General features: G+C 70.5%; 10 protein-coding genes. 6 read left to right on the top strand and 4 right to left on the bottom strand.

Annotation, left to right across the window (positions count from 1 at the left end; genetic code table 11):
- Positions 1–60 precede the first annotated feature (60 nt).
- Both OV207_RS28405 and dacB read right to left on the bottom strand, forming a co-directional pair.
- The gene (locus tag OV207_RS28405) at positions 61–2,241 is read right to left on the bottom strand and encodes a prolyl oligopeptidase family serine peptidase (RefSeq protein WP_267558201.1); all 2,181 of its coding nucleotides are present in this window, start codon (positions 2,239–2,241) and stop codon (positions 61–63) included.
- A gap of 43 nt (positions 2,242–2,284) precedes the next feature.
- A complete protein-coding gene (gene dacB, locus OV207_RS28400) occupies positions 2,285–3,778 on the bottom strand; it encodes a D-alanyl-D-alanine carboxypeptidase/D-alanyl-D-alanine-endopeptidase (RefSeq protein WP_267558200.1) in 1,494 nt (497 codons plus the stop codon).
- A gap of 204 nt (positions 3,779–3,982) precedes the next feature.
- Between dacB and rdgC the strand changes: the two genes are divergently transcribed.
- From rdgC to OV207_RS28370, 6 genes are all read left to right on the top strand, one after another.
- Positions 3,983–4,633 (top strand): recombination-associated protein RdgC, encoded by a 651-nt coding sequence (gene rdgC, locus OV207_RS28395; protein ID WP_267558199.1) that lies wholly within the window; start codon positions 3,983–3,985, stop codon positions 4,631–4,633.
- Positions 4,620–5,309, top strand: coding sequence for a hypothetical protein (locus OV207_RS28390; RefSeq protein WP_267558198.1), 690 nt, complete (start codon positions 4,620–4,622; stop codon positions 5,307–5,309). Before rdgC ends, OV207_RS28390 begins: the two co-directional genes overlap by 14 nt.
- 110 nt (positions 5,310–5,419) lie before the next feature.
- Complete coding sequence (locus tag OV207_RS28385; RefSeq protein WP_267558197.1) at positions 5,420–6,331, top strand: SGNH/GDSL hydrolase family protein; 912 nt, start codon at positions 5,420–5,422, stop codon at positions 6,329–6,331.
- Between the two features lie 158 nt (positions 6,332–6,489).
- A complete protein-coding gene (locus tag OV207_RS28380) occupies positions 6,490–8,772 on the top strand; it encodes a hypothetical protein (RefSeq protein ID WP_267558196.1) in 2,283 nt (760 codons plus the stop codon).
- Positions 8,773–8,876: 104 nt separating this feature from the next.
- On the top strand, positions 8,877–9,920 hold the full coding sequence (locus OV207_RS28375; RefSeq protein ID WP_267558195.1) for an HmuY family protein: 1,044 nt from the start codon (positions 8,877–8,879) through the stop codon (positions 9,918–9,920).
- Complete coding sequence (locus OV207_RS28370; protein WP_267558194.1) at positions 9,920–11,533, top strand: MXAN_6640 family putative metalloprotease; 1,614 nt, start codon at positions 9,920–9,922, stop codon at positions 11,531–11,533. The genes OV207_RS28375 and OV207_RS28370 overlap by 1 nt, the downstream gene beginning before the upstream one ends.
- Positions 11,534–11,680: 147 nt before the next feature.
- Here OV207_RS28370 and OV207_RS28365 read toward each other — a convergent pair whose 3' ends face one another.
- Positions 11,681–13,276 carry an aromatic amino acid hydroxylase gene (locus tag OV207_RS28365; protein ID WP_267558193.1) on the bottom strand — a complete coding sequence of 532 codons (1,596 nt, stop codon included), beginning with the start codon at positions 13,274–13,276 and terminating at the stop codon, positions 11,681–11,683.
- 92 nt (positions 13,277–13,368) lie between these two features.
- Positions 13,369–14,289: a LysR family transcriptional regulator gene (locus OV207_RS28360; protein WP_267558192.1), complete on the bottom strand. Its 921-nt coding sequence runs from the start codon at positions 14,287–14,289 to the stop codon at positions 13,369–13,371.

Here is a 14,289-nt window from a genome sequence, read left to right as displayed (position 1 = left end):
AAAAGCAGGAAAGAAGATGCCCGTCCTTCCACTCGGGGAAGGACGGGCGGATGAATCCGACTACTGCGGCGCGGGCGCGGTGGGCTTCTTCGTCGCGTTGGGCTTGTACGTCATGCCCAGCTCGTTGAAGACGAAGGAGTAGACGTCCACCTCCTCCTCGATGCGCGCGTTCAGCGGCGTGCCGGCGCCGTGGCCCGTCTCCGCGTTGGCCCGCAGGAGGATGGGCTTCGGGGCGCTGGTGGCCGCCTGCATCCGGGCCACCATCTTGCGCGAGTGGAACGGATCCACGCGCGGGTCATTGGCCCCGGAGGTGAAGAGCACGGACGGGTACTTCGTGCCGTCCTTCACCTGGTGCACCGGCGAATAGGCATACAACGCCTTGAACTGCTCCGGGTCCTTCACGCTGCCGTACTCCGTCACGTTGAACTGGCCGTTGGGCGTCAGCTCCGTGCGCAGCATGTCGTAGATGCCCACGCGCGCCACCACCGCGCCGTACTGCTCCGGGTGCTGCGTCACGGCCGCGCCCATCAGCAGGCCGCCGTTGCTGCCGCCCTGGATGGCCAGCTTCTTCGGCTGCGTGTACTTCTGGTCCACCAGCAGCTTCGCGCACGCGTAGAAGTCGTCGAACACGTTCTGCTTCTTCGTGAGCGAGCCGGCCTGGTGCCAGGCCTCACCGAACTCCGAGCCGCCGCGCAGGTTCGCCACCGCGTACACGCCGCCCTGCTCCAGCCACAGCCCCGCCATGGGGTTGTAGCCGGGCGCGATGGAGATGTTGAAGCCGCCGTAGCCCGTGAGCCACGCCGGGTTCTTCCCGTTCAGCTTCGTGCCCTTCTTCTTCAGGATGGTCAGCGGCACCTTGGTGCCGTCCTTGGACGTGGCCTCCGTGCGCACCACCTCCACGTCGCTCATGTCGATGGCCGCCGTGCGCGCCAGCGCCGTCTTCGTCACCTTGCCGTCCGCCGCGGAGTAGCGGTACCACGCGGCCGGCGTCGTGAAGCTGGTGTTGGCGAACAGCACGTCGTCCGCGCCCTGGCGCACCGCGCCGCCCACCGACGACACCGGCAGCGTGGGCACCAGCCCCAGCGGCTTGCCCGCCAGGTCCACGATGCGCATCTGCGACGGCCCGCCCAGCTGCTCCATCAGGTACAGCCGGCTCTTCGTGGGGAGGATGGACTGCACCGTGGCCTCGCCCTCCGGGACGATGACCGTCGCCTTGTCCAGCGTCGGCGTGGCCAGCGGCAGGCGCAGCACCTTGCCCCGGGAGGCGTCCTTGCGGCTGAGCAGGTACGCCGCGCCGTCGCTGCCGAAGCGCGCCGACACCACCTTGTCCGTGAACTTCGCCACCTGCGCCCACTTGCCGGTGGGGCCGTGCAGGTACAGCTCGAACTCGCCGCCGTCCCCGTTGGCCACGCGCGCGAACGTGTACTTGCCGTCGTCGCTGGCCTCCAGGTCCGTCATCGCGATGCGCGGGAAGTCCTTGCCCAGCGCGTACGCGTCCTTCTCCGTGGGCGTGCCCAGCGCGTGGAAGTACACCTGCTGGTACACCTCGCGGTCGATGGCGGGACGCTCCTCGCCGCGCGGGTAGCGCGTGTAGAAGAAGCCCGTGCCCTGCGCGTTCCACGCGAGGCTGCCGCCCGCCGTGCCGCCGTTGACGCGCGGGACGACGTCGTTGCCCAGCGCCTTCGCCGTGGCCACGTCGTACACCGACACGTCACCGCTCTCCGTGCCGCTCTTGGACAGCGACACCGCCACCTTCTTGCCGTCGTGCGTGAGCTGGAACCAGTCGATGGTCGTCTTGCCGGACGGGTCCACCTGCGTGGGATCCAACAGCACGCGCTCCTTCGACGTGTCGTCCAGCGAGCCCAGGACGACGAGCGTCGGCTGCTGCTTCGGCGGCTGGAACTTCATCGCCAGGATGACGCCGCCCTTCTCCTCCAGGCCCCCGTACGCGGGGGACTTCCACGACAGCAGCTCGGTGATGCGCTGGCGCAGGCCCTCGCGTCCCGGCAGCTTGTCCAGCGTCGCGCGGGTGTACGCGTTCTGGGTGTCGGTCCACTGCTGCACCTTGGGGTCGGTGGCGGACTCCATCCACTGGTAGGGATCCACCACCGTGGTGCCGTGGTAGGTGGTCTCCACGGGCTGCTTCTGCGTGGCGGCGGGCTTCGGGGGCGGCTTGCCCGCGGCTCCGGACACGAGCGGCAGGAGCAGCGCGGCGGTGGCGACTGCGGTCTTCAGCTTCACGGTTCACCTCGCATGTTGTGCCCTGGCAAAGCGCCCTGCCGGCTCATCGCAGGGGCAGCTCCACCAGGGCGGTGGAGAAGAGATCGAAGGTTTCGTTGGCGCTGGGCTTCGTGCCCTCGTCCATGTTGCCGAGCATCAGCGCGAAGACGACGCGCGGGTGCTCCGCGTCGTGGGGGCGCTCGGCCACGCCCACGAAGCACTTCTGGCCCGTCAGCGTGCCCGTCTTCGCGCGGACGCGGCCCGCGGTGGCCTGCGTGGTGGGCCGTCCCGCCAGCGTCCCGTCCACGCCCAGCACCGGCAGGCTGTCCACCAGCGCCGGGCCATACGGCTCCTGGAGGCTGGTGAGGATGACCCGCGCCATGCCCCGGGGAGTGGCCAGGTTGTAGCGGGACAGGCCGCTGCCATCCACCGGCCGCAGGTCCTTGGAGGGCACGCCCCGGCGCACCAGCTCCGCGGCCAGGGCCGTGCGCAGCGCGGCGAAGCCCTCCTGGCCGGTGCGCTCGCGCGCGAAGCGCATGCCCAGCCGCTCCGCGTACAGGTTGAGGCTCTCCTTGTTCGTCACGCGCACCAGCTCCGACAGGGGCGGGCTCGTCAGCTCCACCAGGGGCAGCGGCACGGGTGGCATGGGGGACGTGGGGGCCTCCAGCGTGAGCGGCAGGCGCGTCACGCCCTTGCGGGCCAGCGCGTCGTCCACGCACGCGGCGAAGAGCTCCTGCGGCGCGTCCACGGACAGCTTCACGCCGGCGGACTGGGGGCAGGGGCCGCCCTGGGGCGAGCGCCAGGTGCAGCGCACCCCGCCGCCTCCGCGCATGCAGGAGAGGTTCGTGCGCTCCGCGTTGGCGTCCACGCGCACCACCGCGGCCAGCGTGGCGAAGGTGGGGGTGAGCTGCACGGTGGGCGCGTCCGCGCAGGCGGCGCCGGGCGCGCGCGTGAGGGCCAGGTCCACCACGTTCTCACGGAAGACGAAGGGGGTGGGCGCCGCGCTGTAGGCATACGCGGCGTCGTCCCACGCCCACCCGGGCCCCATCAGGCCGTCCACGCCGTCCGTGCCGGCGATGCGCACGCTGCCGCGCCACTGGTGGATGCCGCGCGCCTGGAAGGCCTCCGCGATGCGGTCGCACGCGAGCGCCGTCTCCGGGAAGCGCCAGGAGCCCAGGGACGGGTCGCCGGACGCCTGCGCCACCACGTCGCCCAGGAACAGGCCCCCCACCTGCGAGCCCTCCAGGGACACCGGCGTCACGAAGCGGAAGTCCGCCCCCAGCGCGGACAGCACCGCGGACGTGGACACCACCTTCATCGTGGACGCGGGCAAGAGCCGCACGTTCTCCCGGTGCGTGAAGAGCGGCTCGCCGGTGCGCGCGTCCACCACGTACGCGCCCGCGAGCGCCCCGTCGGCCTCCAGGGTCTGTAGCAGGGCCTTCGTCACCCCGCCCAGGGTGTTGCCCGGGGAGGCCTCCGGCGTGGGCGGCCCGTGGGCGCAGGCGGACAGGAGGACGGAGGCGGTGGAGACGCTGGCGAACAGGAGGGCGCGGCGCATGGGGGCGGCCACCGTATGTCGCGCTCCTGGGAGTGTCATCGTTTCCGGCCGGCGGGGAAGGGCGGAGGCGTGCACGGGTGGACGCCCGGCAGGGGAGCCCGGGGCGCGCAACGGCCGGGGTGGCCGGCTATTCCCGGCGCGCTTCGTCCAGCCACGCCGAGTGCCTTGACGCCACGGCACCGGACGCCCATCCTGCCGCGCCCCATGCCTGTCCTACGTGGTGCCGTGACCTTTTCGCGCTTCCGGACCGAGCCTTCCAAGGAAGCTCCGTCCGACGTCAAGCGCTGGCTGACCAAGGGACTCAAGTCCCATGCGTTCGAACCCATCGACCGTCGCTCCGAAGATGAGCGCGCGGCCGGTTTCGTGGAGCTGGAGAACGCGGAGGCCTCCGACTTCTCCACCAGCAACCTCTTCTATGGCGAGTACGCCCTGTTCTCCTTCCGCATCGACACGCTGAAGGTGCCCGGGTCGATGATGAAGGCGGAGCTGGACAAGTGGACGTCCGCCTTCACCAAGGAGAACGGCCGCCCGCCCGCGCGCGCGGAGAAGAACAAGCAGAAGCTGGAGCTGAAGCAGCTCTTGCGTCAGCGCGCCGTGCCCCGCACCAGCGTGCTGGACGTGACGTGGAACCTGAAGACGCAGCAGGTGCAGATCTGGGCCGCGTCCCGCAAGACGGTGGATGAGATCTCCGTCGCGCTGGAGGGCGCCCTGGCGGTGAAGGTGATTGGCATCACGCCCGCGTCGATGGCGCAGCGCGCGGGCATCGACGACAAGGCCCTGGGCCCCACGGCGGAGCTCATCGGAATGGACCTGCCGGCGACGGCTTCGGTGGAGGACAGCCATGGCGAAGGGTGAGCAGGCGCGGATCGAGGCGGCGTTCGCCCGGGGCGACGTGGGCATTGACGGGGCCTCCACCGAAGAGGTGAAGGACGAGGCGGAGATTGAGCAGGGCAAGGCGCGCGAGCAATTGCTGCGCGGCCGGGCCTACCTGGGCCGCGAGTTCCTGACGTGGCTGCTGTGGCGCTCGGAGTCCGGCGACCCGCTGGTGGAGCACGACGGCGCGGGCATCACGGCCCTCTACCTGGGCAAGGTGGTGCTGCGCGGCGTGGCGGGCGACGTCACGGAGCTGAGCGCGCGCGGCACGCTGGCGCCGTATTCGGAGAACGTGCGGCACTCGCTGGACCGGGGCCTGCTCGTGTCCCAGGCACGGCTGCGCATCTCCCACGGCGAGCGCGAGTTCGAGCTCACCCTGGATGCGGAGTTCCTGGACATCCGCGCCGCCAAGCTGCCCGCCCTCATGACCGAGGAGGAGGATGATCAGCTCTCCGAGCGCCTGGAGCTGACCGAGCAGCTCTCCACCCTGGTGGACGCGCTGGTGAACGACTTCCTCGTCGTGCGCGGCGGCATGGCCTGGAGCAAGAGCGTGGTCCCCGCCATGAAGGCGTGGATGAAGGGCGAGGAGAAGGGCTCCGACCTGCTCTCCAAGGCCGCCCGCGCCAAGGGCCGCGACGCCCGGGCCGCTCGCGGCTGACGCGGCTTGAAACATCTGGATTAAAACAGGGAAGAGTTGGACTCTTTGAAATCTCTGGGAGGGGTGACACGCTGTGAAAAGCGGTTTGTCCCCCTCCTGGAGTTCTTTCGATGAAGCATCCCTTCCTGTCGTTGGTGGCCGCGCTGGCCTTCCTCCTTCCGCTGCATGCCAGCGCCCAGAGCAGCATCGTCGCGTTTGGCGACAGCCTGAGTGACAACGGCAACAACGGCACCGCCACCAGTGGCCCCACGACGAACCCCTCCAGCCAGATTGCCGGCACCTGGGTGAAGCAGCTCGCGAACCAACTGGGCCTGCCCCTGACGGCCTCCGACAATGGCGGCACGAACTACGCCCGGGGTGGCGCCGTCACCAGCGGCATGTCCGCCCAGGTGAACAACTACCTGGCCGCCCACCCGACGGCGTCCGCCACCGCGCTGTACGTCCTCTGGGGCGGCGGCAATGACATCAACTACAAGGCCCAGGCGAACCCGTTCGACTCGGCGGGCATCAAGGCCGCCGCCACGACGGCCGCGAACAACATCAACGCGCAGGTCCGCAAGCTCGTCGCCGCCGGCGCGAAGCGCATCCTGTGGGTCAACATGCCGCCCCTGAACAAGACGCCGGCGGCGCTGTCCGTGCCGGGCGGCCTTGGCAACACGGTGCTCGCGCCCCCCGTCACCCAGTTCAACACGCTGTGGAGCTCGCACCTGACGCAGCTGCGCAGGGACTTCCCGTCCGTCACCTTCATCGGGATGAACGCCTTCAACCAGTTCAACGCCATCATCGCGGCGCCCTCCGCCTATTCCCTGACGAACGTCACCGGCACCGCCAAGGGCAAGGCGGTCAACCCGGACAAGTACCTGTTCTGGGATGAGATCCACCCCACGAGCTACGCCCACCGCATCTTCGCGGACTACGGCTACGACCTCGTCTCCGACGCCTTCGGCTTCAGCGCCGGCCTCTCCGCCGACGAGTGGACCGTGGAGGCGTGGGGCGCGGAGTCGCAGTCGCAGTCGCTGTAGGCCGCACCGCCCCAGTCTGGACCGCCGCCCGCGCCGCATTGGAGCGGGCGGTTGCTCCAGGTTGGTGCGTTGGCAGAGCCGTTCCGGGGCAGGGAGGGGCGGCACGCGGCTGGCAATGACACACGGGCGAACCCTCCACCTTCGTGAGCAGGTGTCCCGTGCCTTCCGCCCTCCCCAGCACCGAAGCCATCCAGCGCATCTCCCTGAAGAACCGCGAGTACGCCTACATCGAGGACGCCAACCGGGGCGTGGTGCTGATGGAGGTGGGGCCCCGGGTGCTGACCCTGGAGGCGCACCTCACGCTCGTCGCCAAGGAGCGGATGATTGAAGTGGGCGCCGGCAGCTGGTGCGTCGTGCGCAACCCCGTGGTGCGCGAGGCCGGCCAGGTGGCGCTGGACGACTTCGGCCAGGCGCGGGTGGCGGTGGGCGACCGCGAGGTCCGCGTGGGACCCAAGGTGTTCCCGCTGTACCCCGGCGAGGAGCTGGAGGGCGACATCGTCCCGGAGTACGTGCTGGGCGTGTCGGAGGCGCTGCGCCTGCGCGCGCTCACCGCCTTCACGGACGACCGCGCGAAGGACGCGCCCCGCCGCCGCGAGGCCGGTGACGAGTGGCTGATGCGCGGCCCCGGCCGCTACGTGCCCGGCGAGGCCGTGTCCGTCGAGTCGCTGGAGAAGGCCCGCGTCCTCAAGGAGACCGAGTACTGCGTCATCCTCAACCCGGTGGACCGCGCCACCGGCCGCATCCAGGAGGGCCGCCGCAAGGTCGTCTCCGGCCCGGACGTCTTCTTCCTGGAGCCCGGGGAAGCGCTGGAGGGCGACGTGCGCCGCAAGCACGTCCTGTCGGAGCTCCAGGGACTGAAGCTCCAGGCCCTGGACGACCTCACCGAGGAGGAGGGTGGGGAGCCCCGCCTGCGCAAGGCCGGCGATACGTGGATCGTCCGGGGGCCTCGCACCTACGTGCCCAGCGAGAAGGTCCTCATCCACAAGGAGATTGCCGCGCTGTCGCTGGGGCAGGGGGAGGGCCTCTACGTGAGGGACCTGCGCTCCGGCAAGGTGACGCTCGTGCAGGGGCCCTGCCAGTTCATGCCGGAGGCGCACCAGGAGCTGCACGAGAAGCGCCTGTCGCCGGAGGCCGAGTCCCTGCTGGGGCTGGCCCCGCCGTCCGCGTCCGGGGAGACGAAGGACGCCCGCGCGCCGCGCCCCACGTCGGCGCCGGAGAAGGGGGACCGTACGCGCGCCATCGTGCTGCGCATCGAGGACAACACGGCGGTGCTCATCAACGACTTCGAGAGCAACCACGCGCGGGTGGAGTTCGGCCCGGCGAAGGTGATGCTGCGCCCGTACGAGGACGTCACCGTGCTGGACTTGTCCGGCAGCACGCCCAAGCGCCCCCGGCAGCTCAAGGTGCTGATGCTGCGGCTGGGGCCGGACTTCGCCACGGACCTGTTCGAGGTGGCCACCCGCGACCACGCGCGGCTGCGCATCAAGCTCTCCTACAAGTGGCAGTTCGACGTGCAGGGCGACCCGGAGAAGGACAAGGCCATCTTCCGGGTGAACGACTTCATCGGCTACGTGTGTGAGAACCTCGCGTCACGCATCCGCCAGGTGGCCGCGGAGAACGAGTTCGAGACGTTCCACAAGAACGCCAGCGTGCTCATCCGCCGGGCCATCTTCGGCATGGACGACGCGGGCCGCGCGCGCAAGGACCGGCTCTTCTCCGAGAACCAGCTGCGCATCATCGACATCGACATCAAGGACATCGCCCCCGTCGACGAGAAGACGGCCCTGAAGCTGCGCGAGGCCATCGACACCAACATCCAGATCCAACTGGACGCCTCGCGCCAGGAAGCGCAGGCCGCCGCGGAGCTGAAGCGCATCCGCAGTGAGGAGGAGAAGCAGCTGGCGGACATCTCCAGCCACCGCAAGTCGGAGGCGGAGCGCCAGTCGCTCATCGAATTGCAGAACCGCAACCACCAGCTCGAAACGCTCAGCCGCGCGAAGGTGGAGGCGGAGGCGCAGCTGGAGAAGGCCCGCGTGGAGAGCGAGGAGGCCCTGGCCCGCGCCGAGTCCGACGCCCGCGCCTCCCGCATCCGCTCCGAGGCGGAGCTGGAGCGCGAACGGCTCACCGTCCAGATGGCCCTGGAGCGCCAGCAGCGCCTCAACGACCTGGAGGTGGAGCGCCAGTCCCGGCTCGCGGAGGTGGAGGCCTCGCAGTTCCGCCAGCGCGTGGAGGCCCTGGGCGGAGGAGAGAACTTCGTCCGCGTCGTCGCGGCGCAGGCCCAGGCCGCCGTCGTGGGAGGCCTGGAGAAGGTCGTCTTCCTCCCCACCGGCTCCAACCTCAACCTCTTCGACGCCATGCAGGGCCTCCTGGGGCCGGGCAGCGCGCCCCGCCTGTCCACCCTCAATGCCCCCAAGCCCGACGACACCTCCGCAGGGAGGTGAGAAAACGATATTGAAAATGAGAATCGTTATCGATATGGATCGGCGCCTTCGCGGATGGCGGTGTTCCGCATCGAAAGGTGACGACGATGGGCTTTCCTGGAGGGGTGGTCCGGACGCGTGGTGCAGGTCGGTACGGCCTGGTGGTCCTCGCGCTGGCGCTGGTGGCGCCGGGATGCAGCGGCGATGAGTGCGTCGATGCGTTCGATTGCCGTGATCAGGGCGCGGCGCCGGAGGGGCAGGCGTATGTCTGCACCGCTGACAAGACGTGCGAGCTGCGCGCGCTGACCCCGGAGCCCGAGGAGGACGCGGGCACGACGACGGATGCCGGTACGACGGACGCCGGCACCGGGACGGATGGTGGCTCGACGACGGATGCAGGCACCGGGACGGATGCCGGCACCGGGACGGACGCCGGTACGACGACGGATGCAGGCACCGAGACGGACGCCGGTACGACGACGGACGCGGGCACCGAGACGGACGGCGGCACGCAGGTGTGCGGTGGCCCGGTGGCGTGCCGTGAGCAGAGCATCGAGGAGCTGACCCTGCGCACGAACATCGCGACGGGCACCCTCGTGGAGGAGGGCACCACGTCGGGGCAGTTCTTCACGTACATGGATGGGCGGGCCGGTGGCTTGTCCGCGACGCAGTCGTACACCTATGCGCGCTTCACGCCGACGGGGCTGGTGAAGGTGGACATTGATGATCAGTCCGCGCTCGCGTCGACGGCGTGGGACATCGCGGTGCGCCGCAGCGTCATCCGCGTGAACAGCGGCGTGTCCGGGCCGTCCTGCGTGACGGTGGCCCAGACGGCCGAGGGCTCCACGTTCGACGCGGTCACCCAAGTGGAGCCGACCGCGACCTTCCTCGCGGAGGCGTACTTCACCCCCAACACCTGCGAGCTCATCCTGGACGGCTCGGGCATCAACTCCCCGGGCACGGCATTGTCCACGTTCTGGAGATACAACAACTGCCTCGTGATGACCGACAAGGTCTTCGTGTTGCAACTGGCGGACGGACGTCACGTGAAGTTGCAGGTGGTGTCGTACTACGAGCCCGCCGCACAGGCGCAGTGCAACGCCTCCGGTACGCTGCCGGCGGTGACCGGCTCGGGCCAGTACCGCATCAAGTGGGCGTACCTGCCGTGATGGCCCCCGGGGTTCCCGCGCTGCTCCTGCTGCTGACCGGCGCGGGGACTCCGCACCGCCTCCTCCACGAGGAGGCGGTGGCGCCCGTGCCGGGGGTGGTCGCCGAGTCCGGGCGGCCCACCTCGGCCACCGCGCCCGCGCCACGCTTCGAGCCGACGGAGACGGTGGAGTCCGCCGTCTCCGAGGGCCATCGCTTCCGCGTCCACTTCACCCGCCAGGGGCCGAACGCGGTGCCGCTGGCGGACGTGGATGGCAATGGCGTGCCCGACTTGGTGGAGCTTGTCGGGCGCACCTACGAACGGGTGGCCACGTTCTACGTGGACCTGGGCTTCCGCCTGCCGCCCGACGACGCGACCACGCCTGGAGACAACGGCGGCGATGGTCGCTTCGACGTGTACCTGGTGGACTTCGCCCGCCGAGGCGACGGCGCCTTCCGGATGGAGACGTGTCTGGACGGCGCCACGCGCTGCACGGGCTACATGCTCCAGGAGAACGACTTCGCGGGCTACGGCTACCCGTCCGACCAGGAGGCCGTGGAGATCCTGGCGAGCCACGAGTTCTTCCACGCGGTGCAGGCCGCCTACCGGCCGAACCTGGGCGGCATTGCATCCGAGGGCACCGCCGTCTGGGCCACGGAGCGCTTCGAGCCCGCGCTCGATGATCTGGAGGGCTTCACCCGCTACTACCTGGAGAGCCCGGATCGCGGCCTGCTGACGGATCCAAGCGGCCCCAGCGTGGGCTTCAGCTACGGCGCGGGGCTCTTCTTCCAGTTCGCGGGCGAGCGCTACGGGGACGCCCTCCTGGTCGCGCTGCTGGAGGAGTCCGTGCGGCAGCCAGAGGCGCGCTGGCCCCTGTTGCTGGATACGGTTCTGCGCCGTGACTTCGCGTCGTCCTTCGACGCGGCCTTCGCACAGTTCTCCGCGTGGAACCTGGGCACCGGCGCGCGCGCGACGCCCGGTTACGGCTACGCGCGAGCGGAGGGATATGCACCGCTGGTGACGACCGCCACGGGCTTGCCCGCGTCGCTCGCCTCCATGCGGGTGGCCGGAGCGTCGTCACGCATCTTCGAGGTCGCGGGGGGCGCGTCCTTCGTCTCCGCCACGTTCGAGCCCGAGACCGCCACGGACCTCGCGGCGCTGTCGCTGCTCGTGGCGGCCGTCACGGATGACGCGGTGCTGAGGGTGGTCCAGGTAACAGGTCCGGAGCCCCTGAAGGCACAGGTGGCCGCGCACGACGCGACGCGGGTCCTGGTCGCCGTCGTGGACGGAAGGCCCCAGGGCCTGGGGCGCTATGGCCAATTGTGCATCGCGGCCACCGGCCAGGACGCTGCCTGTGCGCCCGTGCTGCCTCCACCACCCGATGCCGGCACGGACGCCGGGACGCAGGACGCCGGCACCGTGGACGCCGGGACGCAAGACGCGGGCACCGTGGACGCAGGTTCCTGCGATGCCGGAAGGCCCCAGGAGCCCATTGATGAGCCGCAGGAACCGTCAGAGTCGGATGGCGGATGTCAGGCGGCGGGGGGGCCTTTGTCGGGTGCGCTCATCGCGCTGTTGCTGGGGCGGGCGCTTCGAGGGCGGCGCCGGTCGCGGCCCAGCCCGCGGCTGATGTAGCGCTCCCTTTCAAGAGCCCGCGAACCTGTCCGACTGTCCAATAGGCTCGCGAAGGTGCGCCGTCCTGCGAAGGGTTCGTGAGCAGGGCACGCACCTTCAGCCCAGGGCCGCACCGGGCCCTTCCATGAAGTGGGAGAGCAGGGCCCTCTACGCGTGGGCCGCGTTGCGCGGTGAAGGTGCTTCCCCGCGCAGCTCCGCCACCTCCGCGCGCAGGAGCCAGTCCGACGGGAAGTCGGAGGACGCGCGAGCAATCTGCTCCAGCCGCTCCGCCGCGAGCTGCCCCGTCTCACGGAGGCGGCGCACCTCCGTGTAGAGCGCCGCCAGGGACGGATGCAGCGCCTGCGCCTTGCGCTCGCGGGCCTGCGCCTCGCCGTCGCCTGCGGTGAAGGCATTCATCTCCCCGAACCACTTGTCCCACGCGCCCGGATCCGCGGGGCCGCCCGCCACCGACGGCAGCCGCTCCGTCAGGTACAGCCGCGCCATCGACGGCAGCTCCAGCGGCTGGCCCGCGAGCGTCCCGCTCAGGGCAATCACCTCACCGCCGCCCACCGCGAAGCCCTCCAGCACCAGCCCGCTGTCCAGGGCCAGCCGGAAGTTCCCGCGCTCCGGCAGGGCGCCCTTCCCAAAGGCCACCAGCGCCGCGCCGCTGAACGGCTTGTCCAGCGCCTGCCCGTCACGCGACGTGAGGATGGGGCCCTCCAGCCGCGCCAACGCGGTGGACAGCCCGGGGGCCACCTCGCCGGCGGCCGGCAGCAGCTCCACCACCTTGCCCGTCACCTCGCGACCGTCCGCGAGCACCAGGTGGTTCACCGTGCGCGCGCGCAGCGCCTCGTTCAGGCCCAGGTCCCCGCCGCGCTTCCACGCGAGCGTGGACTCGAACTCCGCCAGCACCTCGAACAGGTGCTCGAAGTCGCGCGCCACGAAGAGCTGCGGCTGCATGCGGGTGATGTCGTAGTCCATGTCCGCGCACGCCACGCCCAGGGGCAGCTTGTGCACCGCGGACGTCAGGCAGTGCTTCGCCTCGCCGATGCTGGACAGCAGGCCCGCGCCGTAGATGCGCGGACGCTCCAGGTCACCCACGAGCCCGTACTCCGCCGTCCACCAGTACAGGCGGCTCGCGCGGGTGCTCTCGCTGATGTAGCGGTGGCTGGCGTTGGCGGCCTCCAGGCGGGCCTGGGCGTGCGCGATCTCCTCCTCGCTCGCCGTGGGGTCCTCCTTCACCACCGACAGGTTGCGGATGGCCTCGAAGACGGCCTGGTCCTCCACGCTCGCGATGGCCTTGAACCCCACCAGCCCCACCGCCTTGAGGTACTCCGCGTACCGGCGGTTCGCGATGATGGGCGCGTGCCCCGCGCTCTCATGGACGATGTCCGGCGCGGGCGTGTACTGGATGTGCTCGTGCGTGCGGATGTCCGCCGCGATGGCCAGCACGCCCAGCGCCTGCAGCTCCGTGAAGACCGCCGGGGGGATGAAGCCGCGCACCGCCACGCAGGACCAGCCCAGCTTCGACAGCTTCTCGTTCATCTCATCCAGGCTGGGGATGGCCTCCGCGCCGATGCCCGTGGCCTCCAGGCCCTCCAGGTACACGGGGTGCGCCTTGTCCCGCAGGTGGTCCCGGAGCTGCCCCAGGATGTGCCGCCACACCGCCTGGTCGCGGGGCGTGTAGGCCGCGTAGTCCTGCGACACCACGTAGCGGCGCAGGTGGGCGGGCAGGCGGGCAATCGTCCGTTCCGTGGGGGTCATCTCGGAGGCTCCTTCAAGAGAAACAGGACACCTGGAAGATACCCACGTCAGCGGCGGACGGAAATCCGGCAGAAATCGACGTCTTCGACGGATTATCGTCGTTTGCGGAGGCGACGTCGCAGGCCGTCCAGGACGGTGTGGGCGCCGGGGCTGAGGCCACCGGAGGGCCACAGGGCGACCACCTCCACGACCTGGGGTTCCGCCTCGCGCAGGGGCCAGACGTGGATGTCGGAGGGGAACGGCTGGGTGGGGCGTACGTCGGGGGCGATGGCGCAGGCGCGGTAGGCGCGCAGCAACTCGTAGAGGTGGAGGAAGCTCTCCACGCGACCCACCTCGTCCACCTTGACCCCCTGGGCGGCGAAGCGCGCGCTGTTGGCGCCGCCGTACGGGTCGTCTCGCAACCAGTCCACGAAGCGTTGACCCTGCAGGTCCTTCACATCCAGCGCGCGCCGGGACGCCTGTTCGCGCACCAGCGCGGAGTCCGGGCCGGCCAGCACCACGAAGGACATGCGCAGCAGGGATTCTGAATCCACGCCGTCGTGCGGGGGCAGGGGGGTGAAGTCCAGCACCAGGTCCTGCTGCCGCGTCTGCACCTGCCGCACCAGCTCGTGCGAGCCGCCGAAGCCCACCACCAGCTTGAGGTCGGTGGCGGCCGCGTCCTGCGCGATGCCGCCCAGCAGCGACATGGACAGGGTGGGGTTGAGCCCCAGGCGCAGGGTGGGCTCCACGCGGGCCAGGTCCATGAGCCGCTTCATGTCCAACTGGTGCAGCGGCGTCTGGGTGCCCGCGTAGAGGCGCTCGCCGCGCGCGGACAGTTGCAGCCTGCGCCCCGGGCCGCGCTCCAGCAGGGCGGCGCCATCCGCCAGGGCCTCCTCCAGGGCGCGGATGTGTTCGCTCACCACGGAGCGGGCGACGCCCAGGTGCTCCGCGGCGGCGTCGATGCTGCCCGCCTCCACGGCGGCGGTGAAGGACTCCAGCCAGACCAGGTGTCGCAGCAGCTTGCGCGGGGGCAT

It is taken from the genome of Corallococcus sp. BB11-1, from assembly GCF_026626625.1.
GTDB lineage: Bacteria > Myxococcota > Myxococcia > Myxococcales > Myxococcaceae > Corallococcus > Corallococcus soli.
This window is presented reverse-complemented; position numbering and strand designations above follow the sequence as displayed.